This is a genomic window from Streptomyces sp. NBC_00457 (genome assembly GCF_036014015.1).
In the GTDB taxonomy this organism is placed as follows: Bacteria; Actinomycetota; Actinomycetes; order Streptomycetales; family Streptomycetaceae; genus Streptomyces.
On record NZ_CP107905.1, the window covers coordinates 2551408 to 2570351 of the forward strand.

General features: G+C 68.6%; 20 protein-coding genes. 8 read left to right on the forward strand and 12 right to left on the reverse strand.

Features of this window, described 5'->3' with window-relative positions; translation table 11 throughout:
• Positions 1-56: 56 nt before the first annotated feature.
• A complete protein-coding gene (locus tag OG828_RS11690) occupies positions 57-476 on the reverse strand; it encodes a hypothetical protein (protein ID WP_328501076.1) in 420 nt (139 codons plus the stop codon).
• A gap of 113 nt (positions 477-589) precedes the next feature.
• Between OG828_RS11690 and OG828_RS11695 the strand changes: the two genes are divergently transcribed.
• From OG828_RS11695 to OG828_RS11705, 3 genes are read left to right on the forward strand one after another with little or no spacing between them, the layout of a single operon-like run.
• On the forward strand, positions 590-925 hold the full coding sequence (locus OG828_RS11695) for an ArsR/SmtB family transcription factor (RefSeq protein ID WP_328504849.1): 336 nt from the start codon (positions 590-592) through the stop codon (positions 923-925).
• Complete coding sequence (locus OG828_RS11700) at positions 925-1671, forward strand: cation transporter (protein WP_328501077.1); 747 nt, start codon at positions 925-927, stop codon at positions 1669-1671. Before OG828_RS11695 ends, OG828_RS11700 begins: the two co-directional genes overlap by 1 nt.
• Positions 1668-2300 carry a methyltransferase family protein gene (locus OG828_RS11705; protein WP_328353948.1) on the forward strand — a complete coding sequence of 211 codons (633 nt, stop codon included), beginning with the start codon at positions 1668-1670 and terminating at the stop codon, positions 2298-2300. Before OG828_RS11700 ends, OG828_RS11705 begins: the two co-directional genes overlap by 4 nt.
• Positions 2301-2546: 246 nt before the next feature.
• Here the strand turns inward: OG828_RS11705 and OG828_RS11710 are convergent, their stop codons facing one another.
• The 6 genes from OG828_RS11710 to OG828_RS11735 form a co-directional block, all read right to left on the reverse strand.
• Complete coding sequence (locus OG828_RS11710; RefSeq protein WP_328501078.1) at positions 2547-2960, reverse strand: DUF6281 family protein; 414 nt, start codon at positions 2958-2960, stop codon at positions 2547-2549.
• A 33-nt stretch (positions 2961-2993) separates the two neighbouring features.
• Positions 2994-3905 carry a peptidase M10 gene (locus OG828_RS11715; RefSeq protein WP_328501079.1) on the reverse strand — a complete coding sequence of 304 codons (912 nt, stop codon included), beginning with the start codon at positions 3903-3905 and terminating at the stop codon, positions 2994-2996.
• Between the two features lie 356 nt (positions 3906-4261).
• Positions 4262-4678, reverse strand: a complete 417-nt coding sequence (locus OG828_RS11720; protein WP_328437822.1) for a hypothetical protein — start codon at positions 4676-4678, stop codon at positions 4262-4264.
• Positions 4679-5069: 391 nt separating this feature from the next.
• Positions 5070-5405, reverse strand: a complete 336-nt coding sequence (locus OG828_RS11725) for an ArsR/SmtB family transcription factor (protein WP_328353959.1) — start codon at positions 5403-5405, stop codon at positions 5070-5072.
• 303 nt (positions 5406-5708) lie between these two features.
• Positions 5709-6710: a cation diffusion facilitator family transporter gene (locus tag OG828_RS11730; protein WP_328501080.1), complete on the reverse strand. Its 1002-nt coding sequence runs from the start codon at positions 6708-6710 to the stop codon at positions 5709-5711.
• A gap of 52 nt (positions 6711-6762) precedes the next feature.
• Entirely contained in the window at positions 6763-7098 is a 336-nt protein-coding gene (locus OG828_RS11735) for an ArsR/SmtB family transcription factor (RefSeq protein ID WP_328353965.1), read from the reverse strand.
• Between the two features lie 252 nt (positions 7099-7350).
• Here OG828_RS11735 and OG828_RS11740 point away from each other — a divergent pair, with 252 nt between their 5' ends.
• On the forward strand, positions 7351-8853 hold the full coding sequence (locus tag OG828_RS11740) for a phosphoesterase (protein ID WP_328501081.1): 1503 nt from the start codon (positions 7351-7353) through the stop codon (positions 8851-8853).
• A 166-nt stretch (positions 8854-9019) separates the two neighbouring features.
• Positions 9020-9475, forward strand: coding sequence for a class I SAM-dependent methyltransferase (locus OG828_RS11745; protein ID WP_328504850.1), 456 nt, complete (start codon positions 9020-9022; stop codon positions 9473-9475).
• Between the two features lie 315 nt (positions 9476-9790).
• On the opposite strand, the gene OG828_RS11750 is transcribed toward OG828_RS11745, so the two are convergent.
• On the reverse strand, positions 9791-10405 hold the full coding sequence (locus OG828_RS11750) for a hypothetical protein (RefSeq protein ID WP_328501082.1): 615 nt from the start codon (positions 10403-10405) through the stop codon (positions 9791-9793).
• A gap of 443 nt (positions 10406-10848) precedes the next feature.
• Between OG828_RS11750 and OG828_RS11755 the strand changes: the two genes are divergently transcribed.
• The 3 genes from OG828_RS11755 (at position 10849) to OG828_RS11765 (ending at position 14499) form a co-directional block, all read left to right on the forward strand.
• On the forward strand, positions 10849-12612 hold the full coding sequence (locus tag OG828_RS11755) for a hydroxysqualene dehydroxylase (RefSeq protein ID WP_328501083.1): 1764 nt from the start codon (positions 10849-10851) through the stop codon (positions 12610-12612).
• Between the two features lie 514 nt (positions 12613-13126).
• The gene (locus OG828_RS11760; protein ID WP_328501084.1) at positions 13127-13939 is read left to right on the forward strand and encodes a DUF817 domain-containing protein; all 813 of its coding nucleotides are present in this window, start codon (positions 13127-13129) and stop codon (positions 13937-13939) included.
• 122 nt (positions 13940-14061) lie between these two features.
• On the forward strand, positions 14062-14499 hold the full coding sequence (locus OG828_RS11765) for a PH domain-containing protein (RefSeq protein ID WP_328353978.1): 438 nt from the start codon (positions 14062-14064) through the stop codon (positions 14497-14499).
• Between the two features lie 120 nt (positions 14500-14619).
• Here OG828_RS11765 and OG828_RS11770 read toward each other — a convergent pair whose 3' ends face one another.
• From OG828_RS11770 to OG828_RS11785, 4 genes are all read right to left on the reverse strand, one after another.
• Positions 14620-14982 carry a hypothetical protein gene (locus OG828_RS11770; RefSeq protein WP_210571638.1) on the reverse strand — a complete coding sequence of 121 codons (363 nt, stop codon included), beginning with the start codon at positions 14980-14982 and terminating at the stop codon, positions 14620-14622.
• A gap of 112 nt (positions 14983-15094) precedes the next feature.
• Positions 15095-16423: an enolase C-terminal domain-like protein gene (locus OG828_RS11775; RefSeq protein WP_328353984.1), complete on the reverse strand. Its 1329-nt coding sequence runs from the start codon at positions 16421-16423 to the stop codon at positions 15095-15097.
• A gap of 70 nt (positions 16424-16493) precedes the next feature.
• A complete protein-coding gene (locus OG828_RS11780; protein ID WP_328437830.1) occupies positions 16494-17831 on the reverse strand; it encodes a gluconate:H+ symporter in 1338 nt (445 codons plus the stop codon).
• A gap of 88 nt (positions 17832-17919) precedes the next feature.
• A complete protein-coding gene (locus OG828_RS11785) occupies positions 17920-18879 on the reverse strand; it encodes a 5-dehydro-4-deoxyglucarate dehydratase (RefSeq protein ID WP_328501085.1) in 960 nt (319 codons plus the stop codon).
• Positions 18880-18944 lie beyond the last annotated feature (65 nt).

The following is an 18944-nucleotide window of genomic DNA, read 5'->3' on the forward strand; positions in this document are numbered from 1 at the left end:
CAGGAGGGATCGGCGGGCACGACCCGATGCGCTTGGGCCGTGCGGTGTGCCCGGTCCTAGATCCGCTGAATCTGCAGGTGATGGATGCCTGGTGTGTGGACGAGAACGCCCGGTGCTCCGCGGGCGGGAGGAGAGTCCAGTGTCGGGACCGCGGTCGTCACGTCTGCCGACTGAGGTGACGGCACCGGCACGGAGGTGGTGGTGCCGGTGACGGCCTCGGCGGAGCGACAGTGCGCGTCGCCGGGCCCGTGCTCCGACTCGGGGCACTCGTGGCCGGCGGCCGAGCCGACAGCGGCGTCGGTGCGTACGACACTGTCCGGCGCGGAGGCGGCAGGCACGCGCAGCGTCGTGTCGGCGCTGTGGGCGCACACCGGGAGCACCCACATCAGCACGGCGAGCAGAGCGACACAGCGCAGCACGACAAGCGGGGTCGCGCGTCCTGTCGCGCCCCGGACGCCGTGGTACCGGTTGCTCATCGCCGCAGATCGTAGCCAAGCGGTGCCGGAGCCGGGGAGTTGAGCTTCAAATCGGGCCCGAGTCCATAGATTCAGGATTACCTGAATCCATGATTTCATGTACCGTCATGTCTGTGCTGAAACTCGCCTCCGACACCGACGCGCTGGCCCGCTTCGGCCGCGCGCTCGCCGACCCGATCCGCTGCCGCATCCTGCTCGCCCTCCGCGAGGCGCCCGCCCATCCGGCCGACCTCGCCGAGCGCCTGGAGATCTCCCGCACCCGGCTGTCGAACCATCTCGCGTGCCTGCGCGACTGCGGCATCGTCGTCACCGTCCCCGTAGGCCGACGCGTCCGCTACGAGCTGGCCGACGCCCGCCTCGGCCACGCCCTGGACGACCTGCGCGGCGCCGTAGTGGCCGTCGAGGCCGACCGGACCTGCCCGGACGCCGACGAGAAGGACTGCTGCTGATGGCGGTGCAGATATCCGTCGGACCCGCCCCGCAGCGCCGCACCCAACTCGCCCGGCGTATACGGCTCCTGGTCGCCGCCACCATCACCTACAACGTCATCGAGGCGTTCGTCGCGATCACCGCCGGTACGATCGCCTCCTCCACCGCCCTGATCGGCTTCGGCCTGGACTCCGTCATCGAGGTCTCCTCGGCCGCGGCCGTCGCCTGGCAGTTCTCCGCCCGCGAGCACGCCGTCCGCCAGGCGCGCGAAAAGACCACCCTGCGGATCATCGCCGTCTCCTTCTTCGCGCTCGCCGCCTACGTCACCGTCGACTCCGGCCGCGCCCTGACCGCCGCCCGCGAGGCCGCGCACTCCACCCCGGGCATCGTGCTCGCCTCCCTGTCCCTCGCGGTGATGCCGTTCCTGTCCGCGGCCCAGCGCAAAGCCGGGCGTGAACTCGGCTCGGCCTCGGCCGTGGCGGACTCCCAACAGACCCTGCTGTGCACATACCTGTCCGCAGTCCTGCTCGCCGGGCTGCTCGCCAACTCCCTCCTCGACTGGTCCTGGGCCGACCCGGCCGCCGCCCTGATCATCGCCGCCGTCGCGGTCAAGGAAGGACGCCAGGCATGGCGGGGCGAGGCCTGTTGCTCCGTGCCGGTCGGTCTCGCCGAGGCAGCGGGGCGGGAGACGGGCGACCGGGAGGGCTGCGGATGCGGCCCGGGCTGCTCGTGCCGCGGGCCGCAGAAGGAGGTGGACGAGCGATGACCGGCTGGGCCTGGGCGGCACTCGCGCTCTACGGGGCGTGGCTGATCGCGGCCTTCGGAATCCGCACGCTGATCCAGCGCCGGCGTACTGGCGACGCCGGCTTCCGCGGCCTGTCCGGCACTCCCGGCTCAGCCGCCTGGTGGGCCGGAGTGCTGTTCGCCGTGGCGCTGCTCGGCGCCGTAGCCGCACCAGCCGCGACCCTGGCGGGCGTGCCCGTCCTCGTCGAGGAGACTCCTGCGGTGTACGGCACCGGTGCGGCGATCGCCGTGCTCGGCGTGGCCGGCACGCTGATGGCACAGGGAGCCATGGGCGCCTCATGGCGCGTCGGCGTGGATCCCGACGAGCGCACCGCACTGGTCACCGGCGGCCTCTTCGCGTACGTCCGGAACCCCATCTTTACCGCGATGGGTGTCACCGGCCTCGGACTCACGCTGATGGTCCCCAACATCCTGGCGCTCGCCTCCCTCGCCGCCCTGATCGTCGCGGTCGAATTGCAGGTCCGCGTGATCGAGGAGCCCTACCTCCAGGCGACCCACGGGGCGGCCTACCTCACCTACGCGGCCCAGGCCGGGCGCTTCGTCCCCGGTGTCGGGCGACTGCAGATCCGGGGCGACGAAGCCGGGGCGTAGCACTGCGCAGATCTCAGTGCCCGCTTCTCAACCTCCGGTATGGACCCGCCAACTGCGCCCGCACAGCGGGAACGAGGTCAGCGTCACCCAACCTCTGCACACCAGCGTGCGACACCATCCGCCATGACAGAAGGATGGGGAATCGGCAGCCGAGCACACGTGGTGGTTCCTGCCCGTCCGCGGCCGGGATCGGGGCCGGTGCGGGGCGCCGACGCGACCTGTGCACCGGCGTCCCGCACTCAAGCATCACGAGCCTTGGATCATTTTCTTGATCTCAGGCAGCTTCGTGTCGGAGTCGACGTTGACGAAGATGACGTCATCAGACGCCTGTTCCAACCCGATAGCAATGCTGGGATCCACTCCCTCAATCGCATAGGCGGTCGTCGAGGTTGGCGTCGCCTGACCGTCGCTGTCATCGCTCGGCGTGTCGTCGCACGGCGGAAGGGTGGCGGCACCGAGCTTGTTCCCGAGGGTGAAGCCCCTGACCTCTGCGCCCGAGTACGTGCGGTTCTGGTACTCGGCCCGGTACGCGCAGGACGACGCAGACTCGCCGCCGTCGCTGTCGCTCGACGAGGTGCAGGCGACGGACATGGTGACCAGGACTGCCGACAGCAGCGTCCACACGGATCCGGTCCTGCCGATCGGGAGTGCGGCTTTCATCGGTACGCCTCCTCTTGGAGCGTCTGCTCCAGTTCAGTAGATGCTGCGGAGGCCGAGCACATCACCCTTGCCGAGCGTCCTGGCCCTCGTCGAGCACTCGATCGAGTTCCCGAACATGGTGAGGTTGTTGTGCGCCCCGTAGATGTCTTTCAGTCCGAAGATGTGCCCGGCCTCATGAGTACCGACGCTGCGGATGTCGTATTTGTTCGAGCAGTTGGCAGCCGGCTTGTTCGTGAAGTCGAAATCGTGGGTGTTGAAGCGGACGTCAGCCTCGCGCAGGTCGTTCTTGACGCCGGGCGTTGGCCAGGTACGCGAGCAGGTAGCGGCGACGGTGCCGTTCCCGAGATTGCCCGCGTCCCACGTGCTCAGCCCGTCGAAGCCGGTGCACGTGTTGCTGGAGTTGATGTCCCCTTCACGGGTCGTGTAGGCCAGGAAGTTGGCCTTGTGCGCGCCGACCTGGTCGCTGTAGCCGCAGTTGTTGCTGCTCTCGGTGATGTTGTCGAGCGCCTCGTAGAACGACCACAGGGCGTCGTTCTTGGACAGCCCTCCGGGCAGGCCGCCGTCACCGATGTACCAGTTGTAGGTGCCGTACTCTTTCTGGTCTTTCGTCGCGTACGTTCCGTCGCTGCACGCGCCGGGAGCGGCGGCCGCGTCCACGTCCGCAATCTCGGCCTCGGCGCTGGCATCGGACGCGTCCGCATCCGTGCTGTCCGACTCCTGCGACAGGTCGCCCGTCGTCTCAACCGGGTTCGACAGGACATCGGGTACGTCGGAGCCCGCGGTGGAGGTGTCCACACTGGCACTGGTCAGGTCGTAGGAGACCACGCCGCTGGAGGTGACCTCCAGTGTGAATCCGTGAGACGTGCCGTCCGCGGCCAGCGCGTCGACGCTCACGGCGGTATTGGGTTCGGGCACCGTCAAACCGGTGCCGTCGTACGTGACCACGCGCCCCACTGCATCGCACAAGATCACAGACGAGCCGGCGGGCAGCTCGCCAATGGTCAGCTCCCCTTCCGAAAGCTCACAGACGTCTGGCCCTGCCACGGCAACGTTCGCGCTGCCGGCGACCGCCGACAGCGAACCCGCGAGCGCGAAAGCCGTGATCGCTCTTCCTATGAGTCCTGGGTTACGCCCAGCCACTCTCCACCCCCCGTATCCTCCCGCTTGTGCGGGAATTGAACAGATCCGGAAGAGCGTAGCCGTCAAATCATCACAAAAACTGTCTGGTTAGAGACAAAATAATCTTGCTCCGTATGGCTAATTTTCGACTGGCACATGCCTCGAACTCGCCAGCGACCGGGCTAGGCGCAGCCCGGCGGTTTCTCCTCGGTCGGTACGAACTGCATCGTGGGCATCCCGACGGCGTCGAAGTTGGCGGTGTCCGGGCCGATCAGAGTCATGTAGCCGGCGAGTCTCTGACTGTCCTGCGAGGGCGGCTCCCCCTTGACCTGCTCGACACCGGGGAACACGGAGTCCAGAACCCACCAACGGCCCCCGAATTTCACCCACTTGATCCCGCAGCGCGTATAGATGTCGTACGGATACGGCTTGTGCTGCTCGGGCTCCGCCGGCCCTTCTTGCCACTTGTCCTTCGCGACGGTGCGGGCGGGCAGGGTGGGGCCGGTGTACCCCTCGTCATCCGGGTTGTCGGACGAGGACGAGCAGCCGGAGAGCAACAGCCCCGCACTCAGGAGCAGGACAGCGGCTTGGTACGACATTTTCATGTACCTCAGACGCTGCGGACGCATGTTCCGTTCGATCCCTGCGGGCCTCAACAGCTGCGGCGGCCCAACGTGGAGAGCCCGCGCCGATGCGTATCCTCGTGGTGCTGACCTGCGGCATCGAGGTGGAGAAACAGGCACCACGGATGCAGGACCGCTTCCCCGTTGACCCGGATCCCCGTCGCGTCTCGCCGCAGAGTCCGCGCCGAACGCGGGTTCGGTGAGCCCCGGTTGCTCTAGGCGCAACAGCACCGTGCCGGTTACGGTGCCTGCGGCCCACGTCTGTGACGAGCCGGACGTTCCAGGTGATCGCAGCCACGCCCGGAGCCATATCCGTTTCGCCTGCGTGCCACAACGAGCGGAGAGGGCCCGAGGGGAATCGCGGTCTTCAGCAGCAGTTCTTCGCTTCGGCGTCGACGCAGGTACGGTCGGTCTCGACGGCGACCACGGCGGTGCGCAGGTCGTCCAGGGCGTGGCCAAGGCGGGGGTCGGCCAGCTCGTAGCGGGTGCGGCGACCGTCGGGCACGGTGACTACCAGGCCGCAGTCGCGCAGGCACGCCAGGTGGTTCGACAGCCGGGTGCGCGAGACGCCGAGGGCGTCGGCGAGGTCGGCGGGGTAAGCGGGGGCGTCACGGAGGGCCAGCAGGATGCGGCAGCGGATCGGGTCGGCGAGCGCGCGGCCGAACCGGGCCAGCACCTCGATGTCGGAGGCAACAGTCAGCACACCACGACCATACAGGACTTCCTGAATTCAGACAGTCGTGTATGCCTCGAGGGTGCATGTGTGGCCCGACCTCCCGTACGGCTCGGGCGGGCGCGTGAGGACCACGCCCTGGACACCATGGCCGGAGGTGACGGACGCGGGCACAACACGGTGCCGTAGCTCAACTTCCTGCAGGAAGGCGGAGTTCCACCTCACAGAACAAGGCGCCCGGCCGGGAAAGCCCAGCCGGGCGCCTGCATGGGATTGCTCTGCCGGATCAGAAACATCGGTTCAACGCCGGTTCGGAATGCAGGCGCATTTCTGTTACGCCGTGCCGGGTGCGATTCCCGACAGGTCCGCGGTGTGCGTGCGGCCATGCGGGTCGGGGCAGTGCGGGCGGGGCTCGGCATCGTTCCGCTTGGCCGGTGCGTGGTCGACCTGCAGGGTGAGGTGCTCGATGCCGTACTGGTCGTGCAGCATGTGCTCGACGTCGGCGCGCACGTCATGACACACGGCCTCGGGCCGTACCAGGATGTGCGCCGACAGCGCCGGGTAGCCGGAGGTCACCTCCCAGATGTGCAGGTCGTGCACCTCGACGACGTGCTCGAGCGCGGCCGTCCGGGCGCCGACCTCGTCGGGGTCGAGGCCGGCAGGTGCGGCCTCCATGAACACCCGGCCGGAGTCGCGCACCAGCCCCCAGCCGGCCTTGACCATCAGAGCGGCCACGAGCAGGGCTGAGATGGCGTCCGCCCGGGCCCAGCCGGTGAGCCAGACCACCAGGCCGGCAGCGGTCGTGCCGATGAAGGCGAAGAGGTCGTTGAGCAGGTGCTGGAAGGCACCCTCGACGTTGAGCGAGGACCGGTTGGCCTTGCTGACCAGCCAGGTGGCGACGATGTTCACGGCGATACCGGCCACGCCGGTGACCACCACGTACAGCCCTTCGACCTCGGGGGGTTGGATGAGGCGGTGGATCCCCTCGTACACGAAGTAGACCGCGAGCAGCAGCAACGTGAGGCCATTGACCTGGGCGGATACGATCTCGGCGCGCCGTAGGCCGTAGGTGAACCCGCCGCGCGCCGGACGGGCCGCGATCCGCATGGCGACCAGCGCGAAGACGAGGGCCATGGCGTCGGTGAGCATGTGCCCCGCGTCCGAGATCAGCGCGAGTGACTGCGCGAGGACACCGACGACCACCTCGATGGCCATGAAGCCGACGATCAGTACGAGGGCTCCGGTGAGGTAGCGCCGGTCGGCGTCGGCGCTCACACCGCGCTGATGGCCGTGCGCGTGCGTCTGTGTATGTGCGTCTGGGTCATGGGTGCCCATGGGGTCTCCCTGTTCTCGGTCGGTGTCACAGGTCGTTGGTGGTACGCCGATGTCACAGGTCGCCGGTGTGGTCCGCGTCCGACGCGGTATGGCTGTCGCTCGGCCTGCATGCAGCCTTCAGCAGGTCGCCCAGCGCGTGGCCGAGACGGGTGTCGCTCAACTCGTAGCGCAGTCGGCTGCCTTCGGGGACAGCGACCACCAGACCCTGCTCGCGCAGCGCGGACAGATGCCCGGCGAGCACCGAGCCGTCGAGGCCGGTGCGGTCGGTGAGGTCGGCGGCGTCCGCGGGCGCACACCGCAACGCGAGTACGAGTCGGCATCGTTCGGGATCGGCGAGGGCACGACCGAAGTGGGTGAGCACTTCGGCCTCTCCGGCAGCTTTCAACATGGAACGAGAGTACAGGACATCCTGAATTCAAAGGAAGGTGGATTCACTCGCTCGTGGATCGATGGGGTGGCTGGGGTTCCTCTGCACCCCGGACAGAGCCTGTGGTGCCCGCTGCTCGAACTGACGCTGACTCAGCTCACGCCGTGCCGGAGATCGTTGTTCGCGGTCGTCCTCAGCACTGTTCATCGCGCGTTCGGTTTCTCCCTCGAAACTCAACTGTCCCCCCACATCAGTTGAAGGAGAGGCTTCACGATGACGGACAGACACAGCGAAGATCCTGAGTACTCGGCGATCTCTCGGCGACGTTTAGTCAAGTACGCCGGTGTGGGAGCGACGCTGGCGGCGGCGAGCCCGCTGCTGGGCGCCGGCCCGGCGGCGGCCGACGACGAGGACGACCGCAAGGCCGGGCAGTCCGGCAACTCCCGACACCGGGTATGGCGGGCCGGCGATCACCACGTGCACTCGGAGTACAGCGGCTCGTTCGACACGTCGACGAACCCGCCGAAGTTCCAGAAGGGCGGCGACGCGGTCTACCCGATCGTCACGAACGCCATCATGGCCAAGCAATTCGGTCTGAGCTGGGTGATGTGTACCGACCACGGCGGACCGACGCACTCGAAGGTGAACCTGGAGCAGGCTTACCCTGACCTGCTGCGCTCGCGCGTGCTGGTGCCCGAGGTTCTCCAGTTCTGGGGCATGGAGTTCGACGCCCCGGCCCTGGACCACCACACGCTGATGATCCCGCACCACCGTGACGAGGCGCAGCAACTGTTCGAGCTGGAGAGCCGCTTCGCCAAGCGCGACGCCTTCCCCAACGATCCCGGCCGCGACACCGAGGCCAAGATGATCGAGTTCCTGAAGGCCGCGAAGGGCATGCCCCGCAAGCCGCTGGTGATCGCCCACCACACCTCACGCTCGGCCACCGGTCTCGGCGTCTACGGGCAGGACACGCCCCGGGAGTTCCGCAACGGCAACAACGCCGCTCCGGAGATCTACGTCGGCTTCGAAGCGGCTCCCGGCCACCAGGCGGGCCCGCTCGTCGGAGCGGCTCGCGGCGCGTACGGGAGCCACCCGACCTATGGCGGCTTCGACCAGATGACGGCGCGCGTCGGCGGGCTCTGGGACTCCCTGCTCGGCGAGGGCCGCCGGTGGTGGATCACCGCGACCTCGGACTCGCACGTGCACTGGACGCGGGGCGGCTCGGACTTCTGGCCGGGCGAGTACAGCAAGACGTGGGTGCTGGCCCGGCAGGACTACGCCGACATCATGGACGGCCTGCGCAACGGCCGCATCTGGGTGGGAACCGGTGACCTGATCACCGGTCTCGACCTCACGGCGAGCAACAGCGGCAAGCGGGCCGCCATGGGCGAGTCGCTCACGGTGAGCAGCCGTGGCCGCACGGACGTCGACATCGAGATCCGGTTCCGGCCCCTGGAGGGCAAGAACGGCAACGGTGACCGTCCGGAGGTCCAGCGCGTCGACCTGATCGTGGGTCAGATCACCGGCCCGAGCGCCAGCCTCGACACCGACACCAACCCGACCACGAAGGTCGTGGCGCGGTTCGGCCCGCGCGACTGGCGCAAGCAGGGCAAGGACTACGTCATCCGGCACACCCTGCGGAATGTGGAGACCGACCTGTACGCCCGCGTGCGCGGCACCAGCACCGACGAGGCCGAACCCCTCGCCGACAGTCTGGAAAGCCCCTGGGACGACCTCTGGTTCTACTCGAACCCCGTGTTCGTCAAGGTCCGCTAGCTCAGGTCCGCCGAGCCGTCGCCACCCGCGGCGTGCGACCGGCGCCGCCTCGGGTGAGCGGTCGAATGGACGGAATCGAGTGGTTCAGGCGCCGAGGCCGGCCGCCTGAACCACTCAGGCGACGGTCGGATGACGGCGTCTTGATCGACACCGGGCCAGGACAGGTCTGTACTGGCTGGCCCTCGAACCCGACGACACACTCCGTGTGGCCGCGGAGCAGAAGGCGGCCTCCGCGGCGATCCGGGTCACGGTCGTCGCCGGAGAGGCCGGTCACCTGCCCGGCAAGGACGGCGAGTTCGACGCGGTGGTCACCTCCCTCGTGCTCTGTTCGGTCGATGACCTGACCGGCGCGCTCGCGGAGACAGCCCAGGTGCTGCGCCCCGGCGGCGAGCTGCGCTTCTACGAGCATGTGCGCTCACCCCGCGGCTGGGCGGGACTCCTGCCGGACGCGATCACCCCGGTGTGGCGCAGGGCCGCGGGAGGCTGCCGCCCCAACCGCGACACCGAGACGGCCATCCGCGCAGCCGGCTTCACCATCACCGACCTCGACGCGTTCGGCTTCTCACCGTCGCCGTTCATGCCGAACGTCCGGCACGTGCTGGGCACCGCCGTCCGGTCTTGACGGCCGGACTACGGCGTCACGGGACCCGCACCGAGCCCACGCGCAGCATGGGTCTTGGCGCCGACCCCGCTCCACCGCTTCAGTCGAGTACGCCGACGAGTTCGTCGACCCCGTCCCTCAGGTCGGGCTCCAGTCGCATCTCGCCATGGCTACCCGCTCGCTGCTTCACCGTCCACCTCGGCTTTCTGGTCCGTCCGGACTCAACCCCTTCAGGTATGCCCGGAGCTCTTCCGGCGTCGGTTCCCTTGGAGTCGGCATCTCCGGAAGCCGGTTCAAGGGGTCTGTCGCACACACGAATTCACGCCGGTCACAGCATCAGCCGATGTTGAAATCGAGATTGGTCACGTACCAGGCGTCGGCGATCTTGGTGGACTCCATCTTGACGTCCAGCTGTCCTGAGTCCAATCCGGTGGAGTGAGACAGGATGATCTTGTCGAGAGGTTGTCCGTCGACGGTGACCTTGTCGGCGGGGACCATCGCCTTGTCGCCGGTGACCGGGACGGTGGCGACTTCCACCTTCGGGTTGTTCGTGGGCGGCTCGGGCATGAACGACGTACGGAACTTCCCGATGTTCTTCTGCATTTGCCGCACCTCAGGCGCATTGCTGTTGCACCTCGACGGGGTGCCGGCTCGCGCGGGCGACGAATCGGCGGCGGGTTCACCCATCAGCAGGCACGCCTGCTTCGGCTGACCCTTGATGACCGCGGTGACCCACGCGGCAACCGCCCCCTCGGCTGTGGACTGGCGGACGGCTGAGGGCTGCGTCGCCGCCGAACCATCCTGCTGCTTGCCCTTGTTCGCCTTCTCCGAGTCGGCCGGGGTCGAACTGCTTGCGGCCGGCTCCTTGTCCGCGGCGGAGCCCGTATCGCTCGAGCACCCCGTGACACCCGCGGCCATCGCCGCCAGCGCGCCCCCGGCGATCCAGCTCACGGTCCTCTTCCTGTAGCTCACTAACACCGTTCCGGCAGTCCTTCCCCTAGACACACATATGCCTCGATGGCACCCCGAGGCATCTCCCGTCGAGGTACCGCATCGACCATGGAGACGGAATGGGCAACGAAACGGTTCGCTGTTGGAGCGTTGACATGCGCGCCGGTCGATCACCGCGCCCGCAGGGTGCCGGGATCGGGAACGCGCCCGGCTGGGTGGTCAGGCTGCTGTCCGATGACCGGACCGTGTCGCCGCCTGCGGAGACCAGCAGCGTCATCGCCCGACGCGAACACACCGATGTCGCGCTGTCCCGACGCACGATCCGCCGCCGAGGTGATGCGGCATCAAGCCAAAGTGCTCCAAGCTCCGTCGGTCGCCTTCCGAGATCAGTGCGTCGCTCATATCCTCGTGCGCCAAGCAGTTACCGACGGTAAGGGGTAGCGATGGGCGGCGCCACACGCAGAGGGTTCCTGGGCACAGCCGTGGCCGCCGGCGGCGGGGTCGCCCTCGGAACCCCCCAGCGGGCCGCGGCCCGGAGTGGCGCGGTCCCACAGACCGTGGCCGTACTGGGCGGGGGCGTCGCCGGGCTCACGGCCGCGCACGAACTCGCCGAACGCGGCTTCCGGGTCACGGTCTACGAACGCAAGGCGCTGGGCGGCAAGGCCCGCAGCATGGACGTACCGGGCACCGGCACAGGCGGCCGCGGACCACTGCCCGGGGAGCACGGCTTCCGCTTCATCCCCGGCATCTACCACAACCTGCCCGACACCATGCGGCGCATCCCCTTCCCCGGCAACACCAACGGTGTCCACGACAATCTCGTCGCCCCCAAGGAGATGCTGTTCGCCCGGTCGGGCGGCCGCGAGGACATCCGGATCCCGCTTCCCTGGCCCGGCAACACCCCGGCCGAACTCACGCCCGACGAGATCCGCCGCGCCCTCACCTCGCTTCTGGACACCGCCTTCAACCTCCCCCTCCACGAGGCCCTCTACTTCGCCAACCGATTCCTCGTCTTCCTCACCAGTTGCGACGAGCGCCGCGACGAAGCCTGGGAGCAGACGCCGTGGTGGGAGTTCGTACGGGCCGGACGGATGTCGTACGACTACCAGCGGATCCTCGCCGTCGGCATCACCCGCAACATCGTGGCCACCAAGGCGGAGGAAGCCAGCACCCGTACGGTCGCCACCTTGCTGGAGGCCTTCGCCTTCAACCTCCTCGGGCGGGGCGCGGACGGACCGCTGGACCGGATCCTCAACGCGCCCACCAACGAGGCCTGGATCGATCCCTGGGTGACGTATCTGAAGTCACTCGGGGTCGAGTTCCACGTCGGCTGGACCGTACGGGACCTGCCCCTGGAGGCGGGCCGGATCGCCGGGGCCGTCATGGAGGACCCGGAAGGTGCCCGTCGGACCGTCACCGCCGACCACTACATCTCGGCCATGCCGGTCGAGCACGCCCGCCGCACCTGGAACTCCGCCGTGCGCGCCGCCGACCCCCAACTGGCCGAGTGCGACCGGCTGGAGACGGACTGGATGACCGGCATCCAGTTCTATCTGACCGAACGTACGCCGATCCTGCACGGCCACCTCGACCTCATCGACTCCCCCTGGTCGCTGACCGCGATCGCCCAGGCCCAGCACTGGCCGGGCCACGACTTCCCCGCCGACTTCGGGGACGGCACGGTCGCGGACTGTCTGTCCGTGGACGTCTCCGAGTGGGATCAGCCGGGCATCCTGTACGGCAAGACGGCCAAGCAGTGCACCCGCACCGAAGTCGCCCGCGAGGTGTGGGCGCAGTTGAAGGCGGCGCTCAACGACACCGGCCGTACGGTCTTGAAGGACTCCGTACTGCACTCCTGGTTCCTCGATCCGGCCGTGGACGGACTCGGCACTCCGAACCCGGTCAACGAGGAACAGCTGCTCATCCATCCGACGGGGACCTTCCACCACCGTCCGCGGTCGGCCACGAAGATCCCCAACCTCTTCCTGTCCGGCGATTACGTGGCCGTGCCCATAGATCTGGCCACCATGGAAGGCGCCAACACCTCGGCCCGGCAGGCCGTCAACGCCCTGCTGGACGGGATCGGTTCGGCCGCCGAGCGATGCACTGTCACCCCGCTGTACCGGGCCCCCGAGTTCGAGGCGCTCAAACGCCACGACCGCACCCGTTACCTCCTCCGACTGCCGAATCTCTTCGACGTCGGTTGACAGCACTGCTGAACCGGCTGGAGCTGCGGAGTCGCCCGGTTGTAAACGCACGGTCCCTTCACGCCATTGCAGCACGGGTACGCCACCAAGCGGCAGCACCTGTCGGTGAACTCATCGTTGAGCCGCCGAACGCCCGGGGAAGATCCGCACCTGCTGGCGTGTCCCCGCGTCGGCGGTCCACTGCGTCAGCGGCATTCCTCGCAGCGACCGATGAGTTCCGGGGCCTGGTCGGTCTACCTCTGCACAAGCGAACGAGTTGCATAGCTTGGCCACTTCGCCGGGGACCGGACGGCACGGCCCGTCGGCGGGGCCGGTGCAGCCGGCCGGGAAGGGGCGGGACGCACGGAATGTGACAGGCAGTCAGTGAGCACGGACGCTGGACCGCTCAAGTCCGAAGACTCGCCATGCGTGGGCGAGCTGGAGCGATCCTCAGCGCCCTGCAGGAAGCCCGCCGCTCCGGTCCGGTCCTCGATGCAGCAACCTGGACAGGGGAGGGCTCGTCCTACAAGGCACCATGTTCACCAATAGCATCAACGGCCCCCTGGCTGTATCGGTTCGTCAGCTGCGTGATTTCGCCTGGATACACATCCGGGCCTGCTCTTTCGCCATCGCGCTACTGTCCGGGGTCGCAGCGTCCACCGTGCTGCCCCATCTGCCCGTGGCGCGTTATGACCTGCTCGTTGCCTACGGCGCCCTGCTCACCCTGCTTTTTTGGCTGCGTGGCTGGGAAAACGGCCGGGATATCGCTGTCATCGCCGTCTGCCACGTCATCGGCCTGGCTTTCGAGCTGGTGAAGGTGTCCCTCGGCTCTTGGAGCTATCCGGAGCCGGCCGTGCTGAAGTTCGCGGGCGTCCCGCTGTATGGAGGTCTCCTCTACGCGGCCGTCGGCAGCTACGTGTGCCGGGCCTGGCACCTGTTCGACCTGGAGCTGGTCCGCTATCGTCCGCGGGCGACAGCAGTCGTGGCCGCGGCGATTTACGTCAACTTCTTCAGCCACCACTGGCTGCCCGATGTGCGCTGGCTGCTGGCTGGACTGCTCCTGGCGGTCACGGCGGGCACCTCGGTGCGTTACACGGTGCGCCATGTACGCCACCGGATGCCGCTGGCGTTCTCGTTCGTGCTGATCGGTTTCTTCCTGTGGGTGGCGGAGAACCTGGCCACCTACGTCGGCGCCTGGCGCTACCCGTACCAGCTTGATGGCTGGCAGCCGGTCGCAGCGGACAAGTTCGGGGCCTGGGCCCTGCTGATCAGCATCACCTTCGTCCTGGCGGCAGTTGGCCGGTCCCACCGCCGCGAGGACAGCGTCAGCGAACCAGGTCTGCCCTGATCTGCAAGGATGCGAGCCGCGCATTGACGTTGGCGGCTGCGGCGTGGCCTGATACTCCCTCAGGAACAGGAGGGGGGCCTGCTTTGTCGACGCTTCCGAGGAAGTACCGGATTCCGACGAGCATGATCAGGTACACGATCTTCGCAGCGGCCGTGACCTCTGGGGCGATCTACCTGGTCCCCTGGGGCATGGGCCTTCCAAGCTCGACAAGGACCGGGATCACGGTCGCGGGTCTGGTGGCCATCCTCATCGTGGTCGTCCGAATTCTGCGGCTGGGTACGGTCGTGGCCGCGGACGGCGTCACCCGCCGAGGTTTTCTTGCCGACCGGCACCACCCATGGTCGGACATCCACGAGCTTGAGGTGATCGACCGGCAGGTCGTCCACGTGGCGTACGGCTTCCAGGTCACCTCGCGCTTCGTGGTGCGCGTCGCCGTCGGTCAGCGGCGCCGACGCAAGACCCTGCTGTTCCTCGACGAGCGTGGCTTCACCGGTGCCGACCGGTTCCGCGCGGAACTCGATACCGTCGCCGCGTTGTGGGATCAACAGCGCGCGGCATGACCGATGAGTTCAACTCCGCCTGAGGGCAAGGCCGACTGGAGCGCCCGCGGGAGGTGAGGAGGGTACGACTCGCTCACCGCCAACCGTTGGCCGGCCCTCGGCCGCGTATCGGGAGGCGGGTCAGCCGGTGGAGGCATCCTGCCACGGGCCGCAGCTCCACGGAGTGCCTCCGGCGCCGTCCTGGAGGCAGGCGCGGATATCGATGAGCCTGTTCTCGGGCAGGGAGAGGTTCCAGGTCTTCGTGTTGTGCGCGCCGTTGGGGTTGTAGTACGAGTTGATGGTGGACGAGCCCTGGTAACGCCACTGGGCCGTGGCGCCATGGCCGTCGGCATGGTTGTCCTCGGAGGTGAGTATCTCGCCGTCGCTCTCGAAGTACGTGAACGAGTCCAGGCCAGCGCTCCCCGCGCCGTACAGAATGGCGGACGCCGGGGTCGCCGCCATCGCAACCACTGCGCCGCTGGCCGCGATCACGCCGGCCGTCATCAGGAGATTTCTTCGGACACTGCCCATGGAAGTGAACCCCACCCATATTCGAACTGACTTTCAGGACGCGCCGAAGATATCACTGGGGCAACACGTACCGCGCCGATACCGGCTACCGCACCAGACACGGCCGCTTGCCGCTGAACTCCCAGCCGGGGATGAGGTATTGCATGGCGAGGGCGTCGTCGCGGGCGCCCAGGGCCTTTGTCCGGTAGAGGTCATGCGCGGCGAGGAGGCGGTCCATGTCGAGGTGGATGCCCAGTCCGGGGGCGGCGGGGACCGCGATCTCGCCGTCGATGATGCGGGGCGGGGCGGTGGTGAGCCGTTCCAGGCCTTCCTGCCAGATCCAGTGGGTGTCGAGGGCGTTGTACTCGCCGGGGGCCGCCGCGCCGCAGTGGGTGACCATGGCCAGGGAGATGTCGAAGTGGTTGTTGGAGTGGCAACCCCAGGTCAGGCCCATCGCGTTGCACAGCTGGGCCACGCGGACCGAGCCCTGCATGGTCCAGAAGTGCGGGTCGGCCAGGGGGATGGAGACCGACTGGAGGGCGAGGGCGTGGGTGAGCTGACGCCAGTCGGTGGCGATCATGTTGGTGGCGGTGGGGAGACCGGTGGCGCGGCGGAACTCGGCGAGGATCTCCCGCCCGGAGTAGCCGTCTTCGGCTCCGCAGGGGTCCTCGGCGTAGGCGAGCGTACCGACGAGAGGACCGCACAGTTCGACGGCCTCACGCAGGGACCACGCGCCGTTCGGGTCGAGGGTGATGCGCGCCTCGGGGAAGCGGTCCTTCAGGGCCCGTACGGCCCTGACCTCCTCCGCGCCCTCCAGGACACCGCCCTTGAGCTTGAAGTCCCGGAAGCCGTACAGGTCGTAGGCCGCCTCCGCCTGGCGGACGATCGCCTGCGGCGTCAGGGCCTCCTCGTGGCGGATCCGGTACCAGTCGACCGACGCGTCCGGTTCACGGACGTACTCCAGGTCCGTGCGGTCGGGGTCGCCGACGTAGAAGAGGTAGCCCAGCACCCGTACGGAATCCCGCTGTTGGCCGTCGCCGAGGAGTGCGGCGACGGGGACGTCGAGGTGCTGGCCGAGGAGGTCGAGCAGCGCCGACTCGACGGCGGTGACCGCGTGGACGGTGGTGCGCAGGTCGAAGGTCTGGGCGCCGCGGCCGCCGGCGTCGCGGTCGGCGAAACGGTCGCCGATCGCCCGCAGGACACGCTTGTAGTCGCCCACCTTCGCCCCCACGACCAGTGACTCGGCGTCCCGCAGCGTCCGCGTGATCTTCTCCCCGCCGGGCACCTCCCCCAGCCCGGTGCGGCCCTCGGAGTCGGTGAGGACGACGACGTTGCGGGTGAAGTAGGGGCCGTGGGCGCCGGAGAGGTTCAGCTCCATGCAGTCCCGGCCGGCGACGGGATAGACGGAGAAGGCGGTGACGGTCGGCTGGCTCATGCTCATCAAGATCCTTGGATACGGGGGTGAAGGGGCCGTGGGCGGAGGCTGCGGAGGCTTCAGAGACTCTTCAGAGACTGAGGACGTCGAGGACCCATTCGCCCAGCAGAACGCCGCCCAGGCCGAGGACGGCGAGGACCGTCGTATAGGTGGTCCGCACCTTGATCGCCTCGATGACGGAGAGGTTGAAGTACTCCTTGAACAGCCAGAATCCGGGGTCGTTGACGTGGGAGCAGGCGATCGAGCCGCAGGCGACCGCGAGCACCATCATCTCGGGGTGGACCCCACTGCCCGCGAGCAGCGGCAGGACCACGCCGGAGGCGGTGACGACGGCGACGGTCGCCGAGCCGAGCGCGACGCGGAGGATGACGGCGACGAGCCAGGCGAGGACGATCGCCGAGATGGCCCAGTCGTCCGTGGCGTCCTTGATGTAGTCGGAGATCCCGCCTTCGACGAGGACGTTCTTGAAGGCCCCTCCGGCCCCGATCACCAGCAGGATCATCGCCATCGCCTGGGCCGCCGAGCTGCAGGAGGCGCCGACCTCGGCCAGGCTGCGGCCGATCCGCGGGCCGAACGCCCAGATCGCCAGGCACAGGGTCAGCAGCAGCGCGATCGGCGCCGAGCCGAGGAAGGCGACGGTGTTCAGCAGCGGGCTCTCGCCGGAGGTGGCCATGTCGGTGACCGCGGCGGCCACGATCAGCACCACGGGGAAGAGCGCCACGAACAGCGACCAGCCCAGCCCCGGCATCTCCTCGTCGGTGAACTCCCGGTCGCTGACCAGGCCCTTGGGGATGGCGGGGTTCATCGCCCTGACGAACGGCAGGCGCGGCCACACCAGCGCGATGAGCGCACCGGCCGGGACGGCGATGAACAGGCCGTAGAACAGGGTGAGTCCGACGGAGGCGTGGAAGGTCGCGGCGACGGCGGTGGGGCCGGGGTGCGGCGGCAGGAAGCTGTGCATCGTGGACAGCGCGATGGACATCGGCAGCCCGACCCACAGCAGCCTCGCTCCGGTCACCCTGACCAGGGTGAAGGCGATGGGCACGATGATGATGAACGCGACCTCGTAGAACATGGTCACGCCGATCAGCATGGACGTGACCACCATGGCCACCTGGACCCAGCGCGGCCCGAACGCGTCGAGGATCTTGCCGGCGATGCGCTGCGCGGCGCCGGAGTCCCCCATCACCCGGCCGACCATGGCGCCGAGCCCGATGGTGAGCATGGTGTCGCCGATCTGGTCCCCGATGCCCTCGGAGAGGACGTCCGGGATGGTCGCCACCGGTATGCCCTGGACCAGCGCGACGCCGACCGCCACGAGCAGCAGCGCGGCGAAGCCGTTGAGCCTGAGCCGGGTCATGAGGAGGAGCAGGATCACGACACTGATCCCGACTACGAGGAGAGGCAAAGCAGTTCCCCTTTGAACTGTTCACTGTGGGCCGCCGGCGCGGGGCGGCGGGTGGTGGTGGTGACGCGGGCGCCGCCGGCCGGATGCGTCAGGCAGGTCGCCGTACGGCGTCGACGAGGCTCAGGCCGTGGTCGAGCACTTTCTCCAGGTCGGCGAGATCGTCCGCGCCGGGGTCGGTGAGCGGGGCGCGGACCGGGCCGACCGGGAGGCCGCGCAGCCGGGCGGCGGCCTTGACCAGGGAGACGGCGTAGCCCGGTACCCGGTCGCGCAGCTCGACCAGGGGGACGTAGAACTCGCGCAGGAGCCTGGTCACGAAGGCGTCGTCGCCGCTTTGCAGGGCGGTGAAGAAGGCGTTCGCGATCTCGGGTGCGAAGGCGTGGACGGCGGAGGAGTAGGCGGGGACGCCGACGGTGGCGTAGGCGCGGGCCTGGATCTCGGCGGTGGCGGCGCCGTTGAAGAAGAGGAAGCCCTCGGGGGCGGCGAGGGTGAGGCGCTGGAGGCGGTCGAGGTCGCTGTGGCCGTCCTTGAGGCCGATGACGCCGGGGATCTGTGCGATCCGCCTCAACGCGTCCGCCCCGAACGCCACTTGGCCCCGCTGGTAGGCGATGAGCGGCAGCCGGGTGCCGGCGGCGATCCGGCGCAGCTGTGCCACCAGGCCGTCCTGCGGCGCCCCGACCAGGTAGTGGGGCAGGACCAGCAGGGCGTCGGCGCCGGCCTCCTCGGCGATACGGGCGAACCGCAGCGCCTGCGCCCAGCCGTAGCCGGTGCCCGCGACCACCGGAAGCCGGCCGTCGGCGACCTCGACCGTGGTCTCGACGACCGCGCGGTACTCGTCCTCGTCCAGCGAGAAGAACTCCCCGGTCCCGCAGGCCGGGAACACCGCCCCCGGCGCCGTGGCCAGCCGGCCGGCCAGGTACTCCCGGTAGGCGTCGAGGTCGAGCCGGCCGTCCTCCCGGAAGCTCGTGAGCGGGAAGGACAGCACCCCGCCCGCCATTCCGTCCCGGAGGCGCCGGACGACCCGTCCGGCTTCCGCACTGATCTCTGCCACGAATCTCATCCCTATATGCAGATGGTGTCCACGTATGCAGATGGAGGCTAGGTGGGTGAACGGGT

What these genes read in the sequence shown, in the direction of transcription:
- OG828_RS11690 (WP_328501076.1), bottom strand. Translation starts at nt 476, where the DNA reads ATGAGCAACCGGTACCACGGCGTCCGGGGCGCGACAGGACGCGCGACC.
- OG828_RS11700 (WP_328501077.1), top strand. Translation starts at nt 925, where the DNA reads ATGGCGGTGCAGATATCCGTCGGACCCGCCCCGCAGCGCCGCACCCAA.
- OG828_RS11705 (WP_328353948.1), top strand. Translation starts at nt 1,668, where the DNA reads ATGACCGGCTGGGCCTGGGCGGCACTCGCGCTCTACGGGGCGTGGCTG.
- OG828_RS11710 (WP_328501078.1), bottom strand. Translation starts at nt 2,960, where the DNA reads ATGAAAGCCGCACTCCCGATCGGCAGGACCGGATCCGTGTGGACGCTG.
- OG828_RS11720 (WP_328437822.1), bottom strand. Translation starts at nt 4,678, where the DNA reads ATGTCGTACCAAGCCGCTGTCCTGCTCCTGAGTGCGGGGCTGTTGCTC.
- OG828_RS11730 (WP_328501080.1), bottom strand. Translation starts at nt 6,710, where the DNA reads ATGGGCACCCATGACCCAGACGCACATACACAGACGCACGCGCACGGC.
- OG828_RS11735 (WP_328353965.1), bottom strand. Translation starts at nt 7,098, where the DNA reads ATGTTGAAAGCTGCCGGAGAGGCCGAAGTGCTCACCCACTTCGGTCGT.
- OG828_RS11740 (WP_328501081.1), top strand. Translation starts at nt 7,351, where the DNA reads ATGACGGACAGACACAGCGAAGATCCTGAGTACTCGGCGATCTCTCGG.
- OG828_RS11755 (WP_328501083.1), top strand. Translation starts at nt 10,849, where the DNA reads ATGGGCGGCGCCACACGCAGAGGGTTCCTGGGCACAGCCGTGGCCGCC.
- OG828_RS11760 (WP_328501084.1), top strand. Translation starts at nt 13,127, where the DNA reads ATGTTCACCAATAGCATCAACGGCCCCCTGGCTGTATCGGTTCGTCAG.
- OG828_RS11765 (WP_328353978.1), top strand. Translation starts at nt 14,062, where the DNA reads ATGATCAGGTACACGATCTTCGCAGCGGCCGTGACCTCTGGGGCGATC.
- OG828_RS11770 (WP_210571638.1), bottom strand. Translation starts at nt 14,982, where the DNA reads ATGACGGCCGGCGTGATCGCGGCCAGCGGCGCAGTGGTTGCGATGGCG.
- OG828_RS11775 (WP_328353984.1), bottom strand. Translation starts at nt 16,423, where the DNA reads ATGAGCCAGCCGACCGTCACCGCCTTCTCCGTCTATCCCGTCGCCGGC.